Source organism: Paenibacillus sp. 10L310 (assembly GCF_056395745.1).
This window is the reverse complement of the sequence record NZ_JBFTKC010000005.1, coordinates 249,775-269,479: the sequence shown is the minus strand read 5'-3', so window position 1 is coordinate 269,479 and position 19,705 is coordinate 249,775. Positions and strand designations below refer to the sequence as shown.

The following is a 19,705-nucleotide window of genomic DNA, read 5'->3' as shown; positions in this document are numbered from 1 at the left end:
GGAGAGAGCTGTGAGTATTCTGGAAGCCAAGGAGCTTACGATCTCCTATGGAGCAGATCCCATTATTGAAAATTTGAACCTGACCATTCCCAAGGGACAGATTACCGTCCTCATTGGCAGCAACGGCTGTGGCAAATCTACGCTGTTGCGTACGATGGCCCGGTTGCTGAAATCCAGCTCCGGTTCGGTGCTGCTGGATGGCGAAGAGATTGCAAAGCTGCCGACCAAGGAGATTTCAAGGCGCATGTCCATCTTGCCGCAGGGTCCGACCGCTCCAGAAGGATTGACAGTGAACCAACTGGTCAAGCAAGGACGTTATCCACATCAAACATGGCTGAAGCAATGGTCTCGTGAGGATGAGCGTATGGTCAAGCTGGCACTTGAATCCACACATCTGACAGAACTCGCGGATCGACCTGTGGATGCATTGTCCGGTGGACAGCGTCAGCGTGCCTGGATTGCGATGACACTTGCGCAGGGTACCGAAACGCTGCTATTGGATGAACCTACAACCTATCTGGATATGACACATCAGATTGATATCCTCGATCTGTTGTTTGAGTTGAACGAACGGGAAGGACGCACGATTGTTATGGTACTTCATGATCTGAATCTGGCATGTCGTTATGCGCATCACATTGTGGCTGTTCACAACAAGTCGATCTACGCAGAAGGCAAACCGGAAGATATTGTTACACAGGACATGGTCCGTAAAGTCTTCCAGATGGAGTGTGAGATTGCGGTTGATCCACTGTTTGGCACACCAACCTGTATCCCGCATGGAAGGGGAAGGAAGCCGAATGGAGAACAGCGTTATACACAACTGGCTTGAGGATCAAAAAGTTGGTTTTTGATTCGTTTAATAGTTATTCAAAACTCCACATCAACTCCATTGTATGATCATACAGATGACAAATAGGCAAGCCGTTGGTAAAACCATGTCCCAGGCTTGCCCGGTTTGTTGTGCCTATTATTCGATAAAAGCATACCTGCATCGACTCAAACCTACACTAAATTCAATCTTATTTTTCCTTAAAAGTTTATTATTGACAATATAACTCGAATTGCCATAAAATAGATTTTATATGATATTGATAATCATTATCAATATTGAATTACAATAAAAATTGATGAACGTATGAGCAATATAAGTTTAATTCAAATTTCACACGTTAACGGAGGGGGCAGAACAGATCTGAAGAAGCGTAGCGTGCGCCTTTATCACCGGATTTCCCCTTTGTAAAGGGGTTCAAAAAAATCTGGGGATAACAGCGATCGGAAGATGGTTCTGACCGCGCAGTGATTTCGTGTGAAAACTCTATTCAACTTATATAGGAGCGAGTACCTTCATTCGATCGAGGAGGATTTTCAGTGTTTCCGAAAGGGATTCATAATCTGCAAAACCGACTCATTATAAGCAAAGCGAGAGAAATGGGCATCACCTGTGAGCCACTTCTTGAGGGATGCGAAGATTTCCTGAAGCTGTCTGTAGGGGACCAAGAGATCATCATTAACAAAACCAGATCTCATCGTCTGCCGTTAATCGCTGGACTGCTCGCGAAGAACAAGCAGGCATGTAATATGTTATTGCATGAACAGGGCATGCCTGTACCGTCATTTATCGTGATCCCGGAGATGGGAAGCGAAGCAGCAGATTTTCTGGAAAGGCATGGCTCCATTGTAGTGAAACCGCTGGATGCGAGCAGCAGTATGGGCGTGACGCTGGATGTGCGTACTGAAGAAGAACTGGAGACAGCCATTCAGCTTGCGAGTGTCCACGGCAGCAGCATTATGTTACAGCAATATGTGACCGGGATTGATTACAGAGTGCTGATCATCAACGGAGAAGTGGCGGCTGTGAACCAGTATCGGCCTGTCTATGTCGAGGGAGACGGAACTTCAACCGTTCGGGCGTTAATTGAGCAGTTGAATCAGGAACGAATCGAGATGACGCACATTGGCGAGTATGAAGCGTTTCCCGAGGTTAATGCAGAAACGGAACGACTGCTGGAGGTATTACATGCACAAGGGACAACACTGGATGAAGTTCCTGCCGCGGGAAAAGAAATCGAGTTATACAATCTCCGCAATTCTGCCGCCGGAAAAATCAGTGAATTCTACAAGGATTGTACCGAAATCATTCATCCCGAAAATGCCCGGATGATTATTCAGGCGGCAAAGACTCTTCAGATCGATGTAGCAGGAGTTGATGTTCGTTGTCGTGATATCCGCACCCCGATCTCCAGAGATCTGGGAGGCATCCTGGAAGTGAACGCCTTGCCAGATCTGACACACCATGTCTTTCCCCATGGTGGAACAACTCGTGATGTGGTTCGGTTATACCTGGAATACCTGTGTCAGGAGCAACTTGAATATAAGATATATAGCTTATAACAACGTATAGATGACAATATATGACGGATAACGGAAAACAGATAACGGATACCATCATTTAATTCGGACCTCACCATGATTTTGAACCAATACCAGGTCATATGCAAAATGTAGAACAAGAATCACAGGCAGCAGGTTCAGCCTGAATCGATTATAAGGAGCGTTAGAGGGCTATGTCAGTAGAGATGCAGACGGAATATCTGAAGATGCAAAATGAGAAGGAATCCAATGCAAGATCGTACCCGAGACATTTCCCACTTGTCATTAACAAGGCCCATGGGGTGAAGATTACCGATACGGAAGGCCGCATATTCTACGACTGCCTGGCTGGGGCAGGAACATTGGCGCTGGGGCATAACCATGACACGGTGGTCAACGCCATTCGCGATGTCCTGGATCAGCAGATTCCGCTTCATACACTGGATCTGGCAACACCGCTGAAGCTTTCATATATGCAAGAACTATTCTCCATTCTTCCGGCAGAGATGCGAGACAAAGCCAAAATCCAGTTCTGTGGTCCAACGGGGGCCGATGCAGTTGAAGCAGCCATTAAGCTGGTCAAACATGCAACAGGTGGCAAGTCTATTCTTGCCTTTCAGGGAGGTTATCACGGTTCGACCCAAGCGACGATGTCGATGAGTGGCAACCTGAGCAAGAAACAACATCTGCAAAGCCTGCTGCCCGATGTACATTTCCTGCCGTTTCCTTATGAATACCGCTGCCCATTTGGTGTTGGTGAAGGCATGACGGCCCGGTTAAGTGCACAGTATATCGAGAACTTGCTCGATGATTGCGAGAGTGGGATTGCCGCACCGTGCGGAGTCATTGTGGAGACTGTTCAGGGCGAAGGCGGGGCGATTCCGGCAGACATTGAATGGCTGAGGGAGCTGCGTCGAATCACAGCAGAGCGAAATATTCCGCTCATCATCGACGAAGTGCAGACAGGCATTGGACGGACAGGCCGGATGTTTTCATTTGAACATGCCGGAATCATACCCGATGTAATTGTCTGCTCCAAAGCAGTTGGCGGAAGTTTGCCGATGTCTGTTGTCATTTACCAAGAAGAACTGGATCAATGGCAACCTGGTGCACACACAGGTACGTTCCGTGGCAATCAGCTGGCCATGGCTGCGGGACTTGCTACACTTCGCTATATCCGGGAACAGGATGTTCTACACAACGTGCATCTGCGAAGTGAGCAGTTCATGAATCAACTGAATGCATTGAAAGAGCGGTATGCAGAGATTGGTGATGTGCGAGGCAGAGGACTGATGATTGGCGTTGAGGTGGTTGATCCAATGGGACGCAAGGATCGTCTGGGACATTATCTGCCTAATGGTGCGCTGGCTGAGTCTATTCAGCGTGAATGTTTCAAGAATGGATTAATTGTGGAACTGGGCGGGCGTCATTCAGCTGTTGTTCGTTTTCTGCCGCCGCTGAATATTACGGAACAAGAATCGAACGCGATCCTTGCGATCTTTGAGAAATCGGTAGCTGAAGCGATTGCCTTAGCAACAGCCGCATGCTGAAGCTTTCCCTGATGAAGAGGCATGCAGTATTACTCGCGATTCTGATCGGTGCCTTTTCGCTGGTACTGACCAACAGTGCATTTAACCTGCTGCTGCCTTATTTTGTGCAATATTATCAGATCTCTACGACAGCAGGCGGGTGGATTATCGCGCTGTACATGCTGGCTATGACGTTAACGATGCCGCTGGCTTCCCTGATCGTAGACCGACTGGGGCGTAAGCAGACGTATATGTTGGGCATCAGCATCTATGGACTGTTCTCGGTGGCAGGTGCGTTGTTTTATCACTCTATTGAGGTACTGTTGCTGGTTCGTTTCATGCATGGCGTTGCCGCGGGGCTGATGATTCCGTTATCACTTGTGTTGCTGTTTGATGTATACGGACCGGAGGTACGAGGGCGAATTACCGGAGCGTGGGGCTTGCTGCTTATGTTGGCTCCGGCTGCCGGGCCTACGCTGGGTGGATTCATCATTCAGTATGGACGGCTTGAAATGCTGTTCTGGCTCAATGTGCCACTGGCTATATTCTCGTTGATTGGCTGCGGTCGAGTCATTCAGACCTATATCCCTGCCCGCAGGAAAAAATGGCATCCAACCAGTGTCATGCTGCTGATCTGTGCGGTAGGTGCTCTTAGTCTGGGAGTACAGTTGTACGCAAGTCCTGTCGTGGCAGTATGGGTACCGTGGATGCTGATTGCGCTCGGTGTGGTGTTGCTCATTCGTTTTGTCCAGACCGAGAACGGTCGGAAGGAACCACTTATCCGGTACCAGTTACTGCGACGTAACGCCGTCTTTCCGCTGACCGTATTGATCTCGACGATTCAAGATTGTGTCATGTTTGGCGTAATCTTTGCATTGCCACTATTGTTCCAGGATGTCTTCCACCTGTCGCCTGCCTTATCTGGTGCGTTATTCATTCCCTTGTCGATCTGTACAAGTCTGTTCATGTGGATTGGCGGCAGCTTGCTGGATCGTGGTCGGTCCATGCATTTTATCGCATGGGGGACGTTGCTGGTTTCGATATCGATCTTATCGTTTGCGGTTCTGCCCATGGGAGCGTCAATATGGATCATCGGGATGCTCATGGCGTGTCGGGGAATTGGCGTTGGTCTGTCAGGCATGAGTATCTCTGCAATTGGTCTGCAAGCATTACCGGACGAAGATATGCACGAAGGGTCGGTGTTATCAACCACGATTGAACGGCTGGCTTCTTCGTTTGCGGTGATGGGCTTGACCTTGTATTACGATATGCGTTGGCAATGGCTTGCCGGGGCAGGAACGTCCATGGAGATGGCAAAATGGGGAGCACTTAAAGAGATCTGTATCGGACTTGGCTGCGCCATACTGCTTACACTTCCCCTGGTCTTACTTATAACCCGAAAGAAGGTTGGCATCATTGTTCGAGATGGAAAACAAGCTCCGGTCTGAGGCTGAGCAGCAGGCCCATGAACATTCGTGCAAACTGCTGTTGAACTGTTACATCCGTGAGCTTGCGCTAGAAAAAGAAAGCGATATTCGGATTAATCCAAATACGCTGACGTACACTGTTGCTTTTCAAGCCAGTAGGGTGAAGGTGACAGGACGCTTGTCTTATTACTCTGCCATAGGGGAGCATGAATACCTCAGCATGGAATCTGGCGGGGAAGCGGTGCATTATGGCGACCTGGTTCGTTGGATCACATCTGAGCTAAGCGGAAATGGGGAACAGGGAGCGAGTTCGGATCAACATGGAATGAAGAAAAGTGTGATGGAAATGAAGCGTTCACTTGAGGTGGATATTGCACATCCAAAGGGCGAGAATACGAATCGTGTAGATGCGACGTATGCCAAAGATTTTGCACAAAAGGTAGATAACAGTGTCGGTAACCTTACGTTGTATATCGAACAAGCAGCCGGTCTCGACATCCATGACTATCGCACATCTGAACAGTCACTGTTGTATGGTCATCCGTTCCATCCGTTTCCGAAGAACTCCAAAGGCTTCAGCGAGGATGATGTGCAGAAGTACAGTCCGGAGTTACGGACATCATTTCAACTCTGTTATATCGCCGTGAGACAGGATGTCTACGTGCAGGAATGGGTCGATGACGAGGCGGCAATGGATTTGCATGACCTCCTGCGGAGCCTTGTGGAGCCTATTTTAAAAGAAAAGAGTGAAATGTATGGGCTGCTGCCTGTCCATCCATGGCAATACGCATACATATCACGGTTGACCGAGATACAGTCCTATTTTCGAGATGAAAAATTAATCCTACTCGGTAGTGCGGGGCCAACCGTCTACCCAACTTCTTCAGTCCGTACGGTTTATGTTCCCGAATGGAACTGCAATATCAAGCTGTCACTGAACATGCAGATCACGAACATGATTCGCACCAACAGTGCTGAGCAGATGCACAGAACACTGGATGCCTCCAAGTACGTCAGGCAGCATGACTGCTTCGGTGCTGAACCGAACACACATATTGCGTATGAGACGGGTGTAGCGACTTGTGCTTTTGAAGATGAAGAGTTAACCAGTCTGTTTACGATAGCTTATCGGCCCATTGAGTTTGATGTTGAGAATACGTATGTCTTATCCAGTCTGGTTGAAGCACCACTTCCCGGGATGCGTTCTAGGTTGATGACGATGCTGGGTGGTGGACGTGACATTGCCGAGCGTTGGCTGGAACGATATCTGGCATGTTCGCTGCTGCCGATTGTAAGGGCGGCGGGAGAGAAAGGTATTCATTTTGAAGCCCATTTGCAGAATACCCTTGTGACCTTAAAGGATGGGTTGCCTGTAGATTTTATCGTCCGCGATCTGGAAGGGGTCAGTGTGGATGAGGAACTTATAAGTGAGCAGGATCGTGCTACGTCCGATTTATTATTTTATTCGCGAGAGAAAGCCTGGGCGCGGACATCGTACTATTTTATCGTCAATCATCTGGGGTCTCTGATTCATGCGATGGCGCGAGATGTGAACGTCCCGGAGGAGCATTTCTGGAAACAGGTACGTGAGGTACTTGTGGAGGAGCTGGAACGAACGGGCAATGCATATGTACGACATCTGCTGACAACGGATGCATTTCTGGCCAAACAAAACTTGGTGAGTTGTGTAAGAGGGATCAGCCAGACCCCGGCCTACGTGCCGGTGAGCAATGTAATGAAACGAATGGGGAGTGAAGTGCGTGGGAGTCGTGAGATACAGGGCTGAAGCAGGCGGCAAGACAGAAGCAGTCTACTTGGGGGTACAGGAACGGATCATGCGGCAGACGCTGGAAGCGATGTGGTTCGAAGGCATCTTGGACAGTCATGTAAGTGGGAGCGAGTGGAGAACCAGCGGCCTTACATCTTCCGGCGATTCTGTAGCGTACACGTGTGAAGCGGAGCGGAAGTTTTCGTTCGGCCGGGTGAAGGTGAAGAAGGATTCGATTCAAAGGGATGGCGTATCCTGCACCGATCTGGATCTGTTTTTGGAGGAAATCGTACTGAACGCGTTGAAGGGTGCAAACGTCACGGCTTTTATCCAGGAACTACTCGAAACGATGGCAAAGGACAGCCAGTGCCAAGCTATATTGCCCTTGAACATTCCGAATGAAGATCGGCATTATGATGCGCTTGAAAGTCACATGACCGACGGTCATCTGTACCACCCGAGTTATAAGTCGAGGCTGGGATTTTCTTTGAAAGACAATCTGGCCTATGGCCCTGAATTTAACTCGAAGGTTTCATTAGTCTGGGTTGCTGTGAAAAAAGAATTTGCTCAGACCGCTGTATCCGCGGGTTATAGCTCGGAAGAACTGGTGGGACAACATCTGACCGCAGAGGATATGCAGCGATTTCAACAGATCCTGCAACAACAAGTTCGAACGGACATGGGCGAGAACGCCAACGCATATGTGGCGAGTGTAGATCAGCTTGGGAGCAGTGCCGAAGTTGGTGAGAGCGTTGGAGAGACAATCCAAGCGAAGCTTCATGGGGGAGTTCGTGAAAAGAGCGAAACAGTCCGTAGCTCGGGTAGGGAAGACGGCAAGGTTGGCATAGGAATAGGTTCTGACATTGGTGATCGATATGTATTCATTCCGGTTCATCCGTGGCAGTGGGAGCATCAGTTGGAGTCGGTATATACCCGTCAACGGATGGATGGGGACATCGTATATCTCGGTCCATCGTCTTCGCCCTATCGTGCACAGCAGTCGATCCGTTCACTGTCAAACCGGGTGAACCCGGAAGCCCCATACATCAAGCTGGCTCTCAGCATCACCAACACGTCGAGCACACGTATTCTGGCACAGCATACGACCCAGAACGCACCGCTGATCAGCGATTGGCTGGATGAACTTGTTCGTGAAGATGAGCTGTTGCAGCAGGCGCAGTTTGGCATTTTGAAAGAAATCATGGGACTGTCGTTCCGTTATGAGCAGTTACCTGTAACTCAGTATGGACGAGCTTATGGCACACTCGGTGCGATCTGGCGGGAGAATGTATCGGTTCATCTGAAGGAAGGCGAGACCGCATGGCCGCTGAATGCATTGATGTTGGTGCAGCCGGATGGTGTTCCATTTATTCAGGATGCTGTAGAACGACATGGTGTGGAAAAGTGGAGCGAGGCCCTTGTTCGCACAGTTACACTGCCGATTATTCATTTGCTCTATGCACACGGGATTGCGCTGGAATCTCATGCTCAGAATATCATTTTGGTACTGGAAGATGATCTGCCGAAACGAATCCTTATCAAGGATCTGCATGATGGCGTTCGCTATGTACCAGATCAACTGTTACACCCGGAACGGGCACCGAAGCTGAACCCGGAGCCAGAAACCCACCGCAAGTTCAATCGATATTCCTTCATTTATGCTGGAGATGTGTCGGAAGTCCGTGACTATACCTATGACGCATTCTTTTTTATCTGCATGACGGATATTGCGTTGGCTTTGGAGAAGTTTGGGTTGTCCGAGGAAGCGTTCTGGCAGCTGTGCGCAGGTGTAATTGTGGATTATCAGAAGAAGCACCCGGAGTACACGGAACGGTTCGTTGCATTTGACCTTTTTGCCGAAGATGCACTGATCGAAGAGATGACCAAGCGCCGTCTGTATGGGGATGCAGAGTTATATTTCCGCAAGGCGAGTAATCCGCTCAAGATATCAAAGGATACACTTGAATCAAAGAGGACACCCGAATTAAAGGGAATCGTCGAATGAGGATTAACACGCTGAAGGAAAAAATTGCACGCAAAAAGCCCGTATACGGCCTTTTTGTATCCATACCACACCCGGTCATCATTGAGATGATCGGACATGCGGAATATGATTTTGTCATTATTGATCTGGAACATGCCGCAACATCGATGGAATCGGTGGAAGAGTTGATCAGGGCGGCGGAACTGGTCGGCCTAACCCCGTTGGTACGTATCTCGAAGGTGGAGCGAGCGGAGATTCTTAAAGTGCTGGACTGTGGCGCACAAGGCATCGTCATTCCGCATGTCGAGCAACTGGAGCAGGTGGAAGAAGCGGTTCGTCACGCCTACTATCATCCGGTTGGCATGCGGAGCTTGAATAGTGGTCGTCCCGGTGTATTTGGGAAATATCCGCTCACAGAATACATTGAAGAAGCGAACGAACAGGTGATGGTTGTCCCTATGATTGAAAGTGCGGAGGGCGTGCGGCAAAGTACACAGATTCTGTCTCACCCTCAGGTGAGCTTTGTATTGGAAGGTGCGGCTGATCTGTCGCAATCTCTCGGTGTGCCATGGCAGACCGAGCACCCGGATGTGAGACGTGCACTGGATGAATTGCATGCTACCGCTCGGCAGTGCGAAGTACCTTATGCAACGGTCACTAGAGGCGTGGAAGACATGTCGCTCTGGGGTGAGCGGGGAGTACATATATACGTGCTTGGTGATGATCGGAATACGGCGTTTCGGGCGTATGCCCAAAAACGGAATGACTACAGGAATGCGGGTGGGCAGATATGAAACCTGGTGTATGGCATGCGATAGATGAACTGCAACGCGGAATGGAAGACCCGGTATGTGCGTATGTCTATGATCTGGCTGGCATTCAGGAACAGGTACATCAGATGTTGGATAACATGCCTGGGAACACACAGTTGTTCTACGCCATTAAGGCGAATCCTGATCCGCGGATCATTGAGGCGCTGCTTCCATTGGTGAAGGGCTTTGAAGTGGCTTCGATTGGAGAGCTACTCAAGGTTAGAGCGGTAAGTCGCGAGGTTCCAATTCTGTTTGGAGGTCCGGGGAAAAAGGAGAGCGAACTACGTCTGGCGATCGAGCAGGGCGTGAGCTACATCCATGTGGAGAGTCTGTTGGAACTTCGGCGCATCATTGCGATTGCGAAAGAGCGAGCGAAGGATCAAGAACATGAGCAAGAGCACGTGCAGGGGAGCAGGCAGAAGCAAGAATGGGAGCAGAAACCGGAGCAGAGATATACGCAAGCATACGGCGAGGAACTGATGCAAGAGCAAAAGCAAAAACAGGATCAAGAACACGAGCCGAAACACAAGCAACAACAGAAGCAAGCGCAGGAAGTGCGAATACTGCTCCGAATCAACCTGCGGAGCAGTACGTTACCTCGGACGAAGATTGTCATGGGCGGTGGGCCGAGTCCTTTTGGAATCGATGAAGAGGCGTTGGAAGAAGCCATTGAACTCATTCGTGTGGAAGGCGCGGGTGTGGTTCGGTTAAGCGGGTTCCATTTTCACTCCTTGTCCAACAATATGGATGCAAGGCTACACGCCGAGATGATCGAGTTGTATTTGCAAAAGGTGGAACAGTGGCAGCAGCAGTATGATCTTCCTGTGGAAGTAGTGAATGCAGGAGGTGGATTCGGTGTCACGTATGATGGCAGTCCCGGATTCGACTGGCCCTTGTTCACTTCCCTGCTGGAGCAAAGTGAAGCCAGAGAGCGCCTTGCTTCAAGCGGAGGTCAGCTGTATTTTGAATCGGGTCGACTGCTGGTGGCAGACCACGGGTATTACGCAGCAGAAGTTACGGATATCAAAACTTCTCATGATCAGTATTTTGCCGTGTTAAGGGGAGGTACGCATCACAATCGTCTGCCTGCTTCATGGGGGCATAACCATCCGTTTCAGATTATGGAGACGGACCGTTGGAAGCATTCATTTGCCCGTCCAGAGGTAAGAGATCGTCGAGTCCATATCGTAGGTGAGCTATGCACACCCAAGGATCGCATGCATTCTGATGCGGAGGTAGCACTGCTGCGCGTGGGAGATATTGTTTTGTTTGAAAAGTCTGGGGCTTATTGCTGGACCATCTCGCATCATGATTTTCTGGGGCATCCGCACCCGGCATTCCATTATCTAACGGAGGACAATAATCATGTCAACACTGATGAAACGTTCCAGTCTGCAATCCGCTGAACGCCGGATTATGGCGGATCTGATGAATTCATTTTTGTGGGAGCAATTAATCCCACTGGAGGATCACCCATTCATTGATTTTGCCGAAGCACCTGCACCGTTCCGTCGATTGTACAAGGGATATGACAGCGAAGAGCATAATCAGAATGGGGCTTCTCATGTCAGATTGCATACGCAAGGTGTACTGTGTCTGGTTGAAGCAGGAGTAAGACAGGGGACTCAGTGGATTCAGGGTTCACCGATCTACGAGGAGAAAACTGATGGAAGCTGGGTTCTCCTTGATACTCCGGCAGAAGTTGGACGTGCGGTGTTACAGAGGGCTTTGTCGGATAAGGCCTATGCGCAGCCTGGGGTGGCGGAATTCCTGGTTAGTCTGGACATTGCTGTGGAGCAGTATGCTTTGGGCTGGGAACAAGTCCAGTATCTGTACGCTAACGTCCCGGCTTCTGCGTATGAATGGTTTATCAAAGGTGAACGCGTTGCGGCATTGCGGGATCGTCCATTTCACCCATCGTCCAAAGCCAAGGTGGGATTCAACGCAGAAGATGTAACTCGGTATGCAGCGGAATTCGGGAAGGCGATTTCGCTGCGCTGGGTGGCTATACGGCTGGATGCCGTGCAGCAAGGGTGTGAAGATGGATTGTCCATTTTGGATATGTTAGACGATGTTCAGCGCGGAGTGGTGGAAGCCGAGTTTGCCCGTAAAGGAATCACGTTGGACGAATATCTACCGATGCCTGTTCACCCGTGGCAATTGGAACATGTGATTCTGGCCCGCTTTACTGGAGAGATCGAAGAGGGTAGCATTGTCGTATTGGACATAGAAGCGGGCGACGTACAGGCCACATCCTCTCTGCGCTCGATGGCTCCGTCAATTGAATCCACCCTAATGCTCAAGCTACCGGTTAGTGTGCTGTCTCTGGGGGCTGCTCGTTATCTTCCGGTAGTCAAACTTCTGAATGGTCTTGCTGGAGAACGCATGTTAAGGCAGGCCGTTGCTTGTGACGAGACGTTGAAGGACAAGGTGTATATGTGTGAAGAGCAGAACTGGTGGGGCTTCATGCCAGAATCCATGGGACTGTTCGATGATCATCCACGCCATCTGGCTGCACAGATTCGTGTGTATCCGGCTGAATTGCTTAATGAAGCCTACAAAGTCATTCCAATGGCCGCACTGGGTGTGAATCTGGAAGGGCATCATCTGTTGACGGAGATCCTGTGTGATAACTTGAACGGCGCGGATGTCCTCGACTTTTATACCAGCATAGCTACAACGTTTTATGACGTCGTGATGCGTCTGTTCAAGGTGGGCGTTGTACCTGAGATCCATGGTCAGAACTGTTGTCTGGTGTTGAAGGATAACGAGGTAAAAGGTCTCTTGTTCCGCGATCATGATTCCGTGCGTTTGCATCAGCCTTATCTGGACAAACATGGCATTGAAGACCCTGCCTATCATATTCGTCCAGGCTACTCGAACAGCCTGTATAACGAGACGATCCAGAAGCTGATCTTCTATGTGCAGTCTTTGGGGACGCAGGTGAATCTGGCTGCGATCATGGAGGCACTTAGCGAGGTGTATCACATCCCGCAAACGAAGTTATGGGAGATCACGGAGCAGGCTTGGAAGGAAGCGCTGCAACATGTGCAGCTTCCCGAATCCGACCGGGCCGCGCTCGCTCATGCGATATTCGAGAGCAAGGAGTGGCCCGTGAAGTTAGTTGTCCGTCCGCTGCTTGAAGCGGATGGGGTGCCTGGTGCGATGCCATCGGGCAAAGGCATAGGGTGGAACCCTTTTTACAAGGGATAGAATGCAGAAGGTGGCCCGCTTGATGGGTTGCCTTTTTTGTTTGTTGTCATCGAAAGTTACAATGCTTGGAGGGAATAAAACGTTCATCATTATGGCTAAAAATCTTATGAAAAGGAGTTACAGGAAAGAGACTGATGGTATAATCGGGATATGTGTTATAGTCTTACTTGTGTATTACCGAAAAGGTTTTCGGAGAAAGCGACATTTACTGTTGTAACCGCAATCATAATTTACTTCAAGAAAGTGAGAAACTAACATGAATCAGAAGAGGCTTTTTAATGATGGATGGCAATTTGCGAAAAGCAAGCTGGACGTTACGGAACCTGCGGTTCTGGTGTATGAACCTGTGGAGCTTCCCCATGATTGGCTGATATATAATACGCTTGAACTGTATGAGGACAGCATTGGATGGTACCGTAAGACGTTCCATTACACGAAGGATGAGCAGCAGCTTCTGCTCTGTTTTGATGGCGTATACATGGATTCTTCGGTGTATGTGAACGGGCAGCTGGTTGGGGAGTGGAAGTATGGCTATTCCGCTTTTGAACATGAGATCACGAATGCACTGGTGGAAGGCGACAATGAGATTGTGGTCAAAGTAGTACATCAGAGCCCGAACAGCAGATGGTATTCCGGGGCTGGAATCTATCGCCATGTGTGGCTGAAAACTAGAGACCGCAACCATATTGTTACGGATGGAATCTATGTATCCATCAAGCAACAGACGGATGGCTGGCAGGTGGAAGTAGATACGGAACTGAACCTGGAACAGAATCAGAACGCAGAGTTGGTGCATACGATCCGGAATGAAGGTCAGGTGGTGGCATCGACGAAGACGAATGTTACGGCTTCGCTGGGTGAGAATGCGGTCGCATTGGCAGATAGCCAACAGATCATTGTGGAGAGTCCAAACCTGTGGAGCCCGGATGCACCGCATCTGTATGAACTGGTGACTGAGTTGCGATTGATCTCGGAAGATCGGACAGTTGAATCGGTATCACAGCGCATTGGATTCCGGGATATCAAACTTGATGCCAATGAAGGGTTCCACCTGAATGGGGTCAAGATGAAGCTGAACGGCGTGTGTGAACATCACGATCTTGGGGCGCTGGGAGCTGCGTTTAACCTGACGGCATTGCGTAGAAGATTTGTTTTGCTCAAAGAAATGGGCGTTAACGCCATCCGTACCGCGCATAATATGCCTGCCAAAGAGTTCATGGAACTTGCGGATGAGATGGGTATGCTGGTTGTGTCTGAAGCCTTTGATATGTGGGAACGTGCCAAAACGCCATACGATTATGCGAGGTTTTTCCCGGAATGGGTTCATACGGATGTGAAGAGTTGGGTGAAGCGTGACCGTAACCATGCCAGTCTGATCATGTGGAGTATCGGGAACGAAATTTACGATACCCATGCGGATGAGCGTGGACAGGAAGTCACTCGCATGCTGATGGATTATGTGCTGGAATTTGATCCAAAAGGTAATGCTGGCGTGACGATTGGTTCGAACTACATGCCTTGGGAAAATGCACAAAAATGTGCGGACATCGTGAAGCTGGCAGGTTACAACTACGCGGAAAAATATTACGACAAACATCATGAAGAGCATCCGGACTGGATCATCTATGGTAGTGAGACGTCTTCGGTGGTGCAGAGTCGTGGCATCTATCACTTCCCGTTCGAACAGCCGATTCTGGCAGATGATGACGAGCAGTGCTCGGCTTTGGGTAACAGTACGACCAGCTGGGGCGCGAAGTCGGCAGAATACTGCATCTTGGCAGAACGGGATACACCATATTCGCTGGGTCAGTTCCTGTGGACCGGATTCGATTATATCGGAGAACCGACACCGTATCATACGAAGAATTCGTATTTTGGACAGTTGGATACGGCAACGTTCCCGAAAGACTCTTATTATATCTACCAAGCGGCTTGGACGGATTATAAGAAAAGTCCGATGGTTCACCTGTTCCCTTATTGGGATTTCAGCCCGGGTCAGATTATTGATGTACGCGTGTGCAGCAACGCGCCGAAGATTGAGCTGCAACTCAACGGTAAAACCATTGGTACGTACGATATCGATCATGCCAACGGAACACAGCTGTCTGGCTGGTGGAAAGTGCCGTACGAAGAGGGCGAGCTGAAAGCGATCGCTTACGATGAGAACGGCCAGATCATTGCAACCGATGTGCAAAGATCCTATACGGATGCGAAGAAGATTCGTCTGCAAGCGGATCGGGAGCAGCTACAAGCGAATGGCACAGACCTTATTTTTGTAGAAATTGATGTGGAAGATGAAGCGGGTAATCCGGTTCACAATGCGAACAACCGCGTGCAAGTTCAGGTGACTGGTGCAGGACGACTGCTGGGTCTGGATAATGGGGACAGCACCGACTATGATCCCTACAAAGGGTTGAGCAGAAGACTATTCAGCGGCAAGCTGATGGCGATCATCGGAGCGACAAATGAAGCTGGAACGGTACGGATTGAAGTTTCTTCCGAAGGGTTGGAAGGAGCTACGGCTGAATTTGAATCTCTACTTGTGGCGGCTGAACTTAATGATGAGAAACAAGTACAATCTGTCTTCATGAACAATGAAGAACGTCCAGTGCTTACGGGGAATGCTCAGGAAATTCCTTTGCGGAAAATCGAGATCATCAGTACTGCAGGACAGTTGCTCGATCCGTCCAACCCAGAGCTTACTGTAACCGCCAAGCTGTATCCAGAGAACACCTCCTACCGCGACATAGAGTGGGCTGTTGTGAACGATGCAGGAATTGAATCCAACATTGCCAAAGTGGAAGCTGTTCAAGCAGAAACCGGCGATAACGGTGGGCATCAACATGCGGTGAAGGTATCGGCTATAGGTGACGGGGAGTTCCGGCTTCGCGCAACCAGTACCAACGGTACGGATAAAACGAAACTCATCTCCCAGCTGGAGTTCAAGGCGGACGGTCTCGGTACAGCCTACAAAGATCCATACGGCTTCATCACGGGTGGACTGTACGATTACACCAAAGGTGAGGTTGGTAACGGCAATGAGCGCGGGGTAGCGACAAGTCGGGATGGAGAGACGCATGTAGGCTTCCGTAATATTGACTTTGGACCGTACGGCTCCGATACCATAACGATTCCTATCTTTACGTTGTCCACGGAGGACTACTTCATTCAGATCTGGGAAGGTATGCCGGATGAAGAGGGTAGCACGATGATCGCGGATGTGGTGTATGACAAAGAGTCCATCTGGAATGTATACCAGGAAGAGACATACCACTTATCCAAACGCCTTAGCGGGATCACGTCGATCTGTTTTGTACTGAAGCAGAAGATTCATATTAAAGGCTTCTCCTTCGAACGTCAGAGTCGGGCCTTTGAACAGAATGCGGCTGCATCCTGTGATCATCTCTACGGAGATACGTTCAAAATTGAAGCTGATCGAGTAGAAGGTATCGGGAACAACGTGTCGCTGGAGTTTGAAAACTTGGACTTTACGGCAGAAGGCACATCCAAGCTCGTGATCTACGGTCATTCACCAATTGATAAAAATACGATTCATATTCGCTTTGCAGGTGCGGACGGACAGAGCAACCAGCTGGTTGAGTTCACACAGTCGGGTGGATATGAGGAGCGGGTGTTTGAGCTTGAGCAAGTGACAGGTGTGCAAAAGGTAATCTTTATCTTCTTGCCGGGAAGTCAGTTTGACTTCGACTGGTTCCGATTCGAGAAATAAATGTGATCGAAATATAAAACCCCTTCAAGCAGGCATCGGTTCATGGGAACGTGGATCTGAATCGCTTGCGTGAAGGGTTTTTCTTGTATGTAGGTGTGAGAGAAAACATCAATGAAACTGCTCTGCTTCAACTGAGAGATCTAAGTGATGACCTATTCTGCTATAAATGTACAACTTAATATCCGTGTCTTGTAATGCAAGCAGGTTGATCGTTTTAACACTATTTCTGCTGATAGATGTTTCCATAGGTTCACTTCCTTCATCTACATACATCTTCACATATACCGTTTGGTTGCTGTTGTTTCCAACTGATATGTTGGCATGTGTCCCATTCGAAGCAACCATTGTGAAGCTGCCGTTGTATGCGGAACGACCTTCATGTTGAGTTGGGGCAATGAGCAGAACAGAAGTAGATGTTGGGACGGAGCGCTCCATTTCATGGGCTAGTCCGGTTGATTGCCACTCATTTGTTGAAGTTAGAGCCGCTGTACTTGCTGAATGAGTGGATAGTAGTACAGATAGAGCCAGTGCTACACCGAGCATTGTTTTTAAGGTCATTAAATTAACCCCCTACTGAATGATAAATCACTAAAATTTTAGTTCCTGTTTATACATTTCTATGATTCTAAACGTTCGGGACAACGAGGGAGTTACAGATAAATGACAAATTAAGCATAATCATGCAACAAAGGATAGTATTGAACCGTTTCATAGATGAGGTGTTGGAATGAGAAAAAGTATGCTTATCCTATCGTTAGCTTTAATGCTGTTAACTGCCTGTCAGGCAAATGATCCAACGACGGATTCTCCAGTAATCACGAAATCATTCCCAGAAATTATTGAGCCTCATAATCCAGAGCAAGCGGAGCAAAGCGGCGATGTGGTTGTGCTTCATGGAGGCATACGGAACGAAGATAAGTGGGACACATTTATGAAAAATGTGAAGAAAAAACAGCAGGATCAGGTTCGTGTAACGATGTATACCATTGAAGGTGGGCCCATTATCCAGGAATTGATCTATGATGGTACAGCTATTCAATCGACTTACGATAACTCAAGGGATGCCTACGGCTCCAAACAGGGAATGAAGACTGACACCTGCAAAGGGATCGGGACAATGAAGAGTGAGCAGGGACATATTTTTTACGTGTTAACCGGGTGTGAGAAGGAAGAGAACCCTTTTTGGATGCCTAAGTTGTAAATGAACCTTCTGGGCCATGGTATATACGATTGGCAATTTCGGCGTAGGCTAACTGTTCTCCATCGGTAAAATGATGGGTTCGATCTACCTGAGCCGAAGATGTTCATGGCTCAGGCATATGGGGTGGAGCTTTCCATTACCCAGGTGCTGGTAATGCTCGGCGTGCTGATGCTGATCTCCAAAGGCCGCTGCCGGAGTTACCGATTCCGGGTTCGTAACGTTGCGCGCAACGTTGAATAAGATTTATTTTGAGACAATCGGCTCCATGAGATTGCTTTTTACAATATTTGTTTGTTATGCTTAACTACATAGAATTGCATAGTAGGTGGTGTATGAAGCTGAGAAACGAAATGATTAAAGGATACATCGACGGAATTGTACTGTCAGTACTGAATAAGCAGGATGCATATGGATACGAAATATCCAGAACGGTGAATGACGAGACAAATGGTCAGTTTGATCTAAAAGAAGGCACGTTGTATCCGGCACTGAAACGTATGGAGGCTAATGGATACATAGAGGGTTATTGGGGAGAGCAAATTAGTGGACCACGGCGGCGATATTACCGAATCACCCCGGATGGCCAAACTCAGCTCAACACATTGAGGACATCATGGACGGAGAACATCAAGATTATTGATATATTCTTGGGAGGGGATCTGCATGGAAGTCATTGAACAGTATTTGGATCAAGTACTTCAATTTACGTTTTTAACGAAGAGGGAAAAGTCTGAATGGAGAGAAGAAATGGCCGCTCACCTCTATTCCTCGGTGGATCATCTAAAGCGTCAGGGGTTGGGAGAGAAGAAGGCCATCGAACGTTCCATTCAACAATTTGGCTCTATCTCAGAACTGCGCAAAACGGTAACCAAAGAAACGTATGGATTCAACATGAAAATGATTTTTGGCTGTGCCTTAGCAGGTTTGCTCCTATTCATTGTAACACTGGCGGGTGGACTAATCGCGAATCGATATGGTGTGCATAATCGGTATATCGAATTGATGCCTATTTTTTGGATTACGGTGTGTGCGTTAGGTGCCTGTCTTGTGTTTACGCGCAAACGTGTGGATCGCCTTTGCCTGTTATCTGTGCCCCTGTTATTCACTTTAGGGTATCTGCAAGCTTATTTTCAGGTGATGTATCATTATTGGGGTGAAGGACTTACGTTTAATATGTTTGAAAAGTTATTTTTTAGTGGCGTGCTCCATACGTCTGGTGGATTGGAGTCCACCTTATTCGCCTCTATGTTCTTGGGTGCACAGGCACTCATTATGTTTGCGATAAGTAAAAATAAGTATATATCCATTCTTCCTTTTGCCTTTTCCATCATGTATACCTTTGTTCATATGCTGATGTTTAGTCTCTATTATGTATTTTTCGCCTCAGAACAGTTCAGTTCCGCGGTGACTCAGGGGTACAGCGTTTTCCTGAGTGGGAATATGCAGCGAGTGGTGGAGATGGGGATGAGTTTGACCATGGCAGTAGCGTTGTTTGTAGTATTCCAAGGCTGGAGCTATTGGACGGCAAAAAGGAAATTGAGCTCCGCTTCATAAGGGGCTTCATCTTGCCTCATAATTAGACAATGAAGCCATGCTGGCAAGACAAAGGACAACTATAGCAGAACTCTTGTCTTTTTTATTGGGCTTCCCTCATAGTTATTCGCACAC

The 19,705-nt window shown here is 48.6% G+C and carries 14 protein-coding genes and 1 pseudogene; 14 read left to right on the top strand and 1 reads right to left on the bottom strand.

The features are described 5' to 3' along the window. The first annotated feature begins 10 nt into the window (after positions 1-10). From AC1DE7_RS14935 to AC1DE7_RS14890, 10 genes are all read left to right on the top strand, one after another. Positions 11-832: an ABC transporter ATP-binding protein gene (locus tag AC1DE7_RS14935; protein ID WP_253505842.1), complete on the top strand. Its 822-nt coding sequence runs from the start codon at positions 11-13 to the stop codon at positions 830-832. A 539-nt stretch (positions 833-1,371) separates the two neighbouring features. Continuing rightward, positions 1,372-2,394, top strand: coding sequence for an ATP-grasp domain-containing protein (locus AC1DE7_RS14930; protein ID WP_253505844.1), 1,023 nt, complete (start codon positions 1,372-1,374; stop codon positions 2,392-2,394). 173 nt (positions 2,395-2,567) lie between these two features. Then, positions 2,568-3,923, top strand: a complete 1,356-nt coding sequence (locus AC1DE7_RS14925) for a diaminobutyrate--2-oxoglutarate transaminase (RefSeq protein ID WP_253505846.1) — start codon at positions 2,568-2,570, stop codon at positions 3,921-3,923. Next, on the top strand, positions 3,917-5,350 hold the full coding sequence (locus AC1DE7_RS14920) for an MFS transporter (RefSeq protein WP_253505847.1): 1,434 nt from the start codon (positions 3,917-3,919) through the stop codon (positions 5,348-5,350). Before AC1DE7_RS14925 ends, AC1DE7_RS14920 begins: the two co-directional genes overlap by 7 nt. Beyond that, positions 5,328-7,115, top strand: coding sequence for an IucA/IucC family protein (locus AC1DE7_RS14915; protein ID WP_477534696.1), 1,788 nt, complete (start codon positions 5,328-5,330; stop codon positions 7,113-7,115). Before AC1DE7_RS14920 ends, AC1DE7_RS14915 begins: the two co-directional genes overlap by 23 nt. Continuing rightward, positions 7,090-9,102 carry an IucA/IucC family protein gene (locus tag AC1DE7_RS14910; RefSeq protein ID WP_477534695.1) on the top strand — a complete coding sequence of 671 codons (2,013 nt, stop codon included), beginning with the start codon at positions 7,090-7,092 and terminating at the stop codon, positions 9,100-9,102. Before AC1DE7_RS14915 ends, AC1DE7_RS14910 begins: the two co-directional genes overlap by 26 nt. Next, positions 9,099-9,875: an HpcH/HpaI aldolase family protein gene (locus AC1DE7_RS14905; RefSeq protein WP_477534694.1), complete on the top strand. Its 777-nt coding sequence runs from the start codon at positions 9,099-9,101 to the stop codon at positions 9,873-9,875. The genes AC1DE7_RS14910 and AC1DE7_RS14905 overlap by 4 nt, the downstream gene beginning before the upstream one ends. Next, the gene (locus tag AC1DE7_RS14900) at positions 9,872-11,299 is read left to right on the top strand and encodes a type III PLP-dependent enzyme domain-containing protein (RefSeq protein WP_253505855.1); all 1,428 of its coding nucleotides are present in this window, start codon (positions 9,872-9,874) and stop codon (positions 11,297-11,299) included. Before AC1DE7_RS14905 ends, AC1DE7_RS14900 begins: the two co-directional genes overlap by 4 nt. Then, entirely contained in the window at positions 11,259-13,106 is a 1,848-nt protein-coding gene (locus AC1DE7_RS14895) for an IucA/IucC family protein (RefSeq protein WP_253505857.1), read from the top strand. The genes AC1DE7_RS14900 and AC1DE7_RS14895 overlap by 41 nt, the downstream gene beginning before the upstream one ends. A 256-nt stretch (positions 13,107-13,362) precedes the next feature. Further along, on the top strand, positions 13,363-16,836 hold the full coding sequence (locus tag AC1DE7_RS14890) for a glycoside hydrolase family 2 TIM barrel-domain containing protein (protein ID WP_477534693.1): 3,474 nt from the start codon (positions 13,363-13,365) through the stop codon (positions 16,834-16,836). 108 nt (positions 16,837-16,944) lie between these two features. Here AC1DE7_RS14890 and AC1DE7_RS14885 read toward each other — a convergent pair whose 3' ends face one another. After that, positions 16,945-17,394 (bottom strand): hypothetical protein, encoded by a 450-nt coding sequence (locus AC1DE7_RS14885; RefSeq protein ID WP_076253431.1) that lies wholly within the window; start codon positions 17,392-17,394, stop codon positions 16,945-16,947. 169 nt (positions 17,395-17,563) lie between these two features. Between AC1DE7_RS14885 and AC1DE7_RS14880 the strand changes: the two genes are divergently transcribed. The 4 genes and pseudogenes from AC1DE7_RS14880 to AC1DE7_RS14865 all read left to right on the top strand — a co-directional run bounded on the left by AC1DE7_RS14880 (position 17,564) and on the right by AC1DE7_RS14865 (position 19,591). Continuing rightward, the gene (locus tag AC1DE7_RS14880) at positions 17,564-18,037 is read left to right on the top strand and encodes a DUF4362 domain-containing protein (protein WP_405158615.1); all 474 of its coding nucleotides are present in this window, start codon (positions 17,564-17,566) and stop codon (positions 18,035-18,037) included. A 99-nt stretch (positions 18,038-18,136) separates the two neighbouring features. Then, a pseudogene (locus AC1DE7_RS14875) lies at positions 18,137-18,272 on the top strand (cation:dicarboxylate symporter family transporter); the annotation flags it as partial. Between the two features lie 97 nt (positions 18,273-18,369). After that, positions 18,370-18,714 carry a PadR family transcriptional regulator gene (locus tag AC1DE7_RS14870; RefSeq protein WP_315938067.1) on the top strand — a complete coding sequence of 115 codons (345 nt, stop codon included), beginning with the start codon at positions 18,370-18,372 and terminating at the stop codon, positions 18,712-18,714. Further along, positions 18,701-19,591, top strand: a complete 891-nt coding sequence (locus tag AC1DE7_RS14865; RefSeq protein ID WP_477534692.1) for a permease prefix domain 1-containing protein — start codon at positions 18,701-18,703, stop codon at positions 19,589-19,591. Before AC1DE7_RS14870 ends, AC1DE7_RS14865 begins: the two co-directional genes overlap by 14 nt. Positions 19,592-19,705 lie beyond the last annotated feature (114 nt).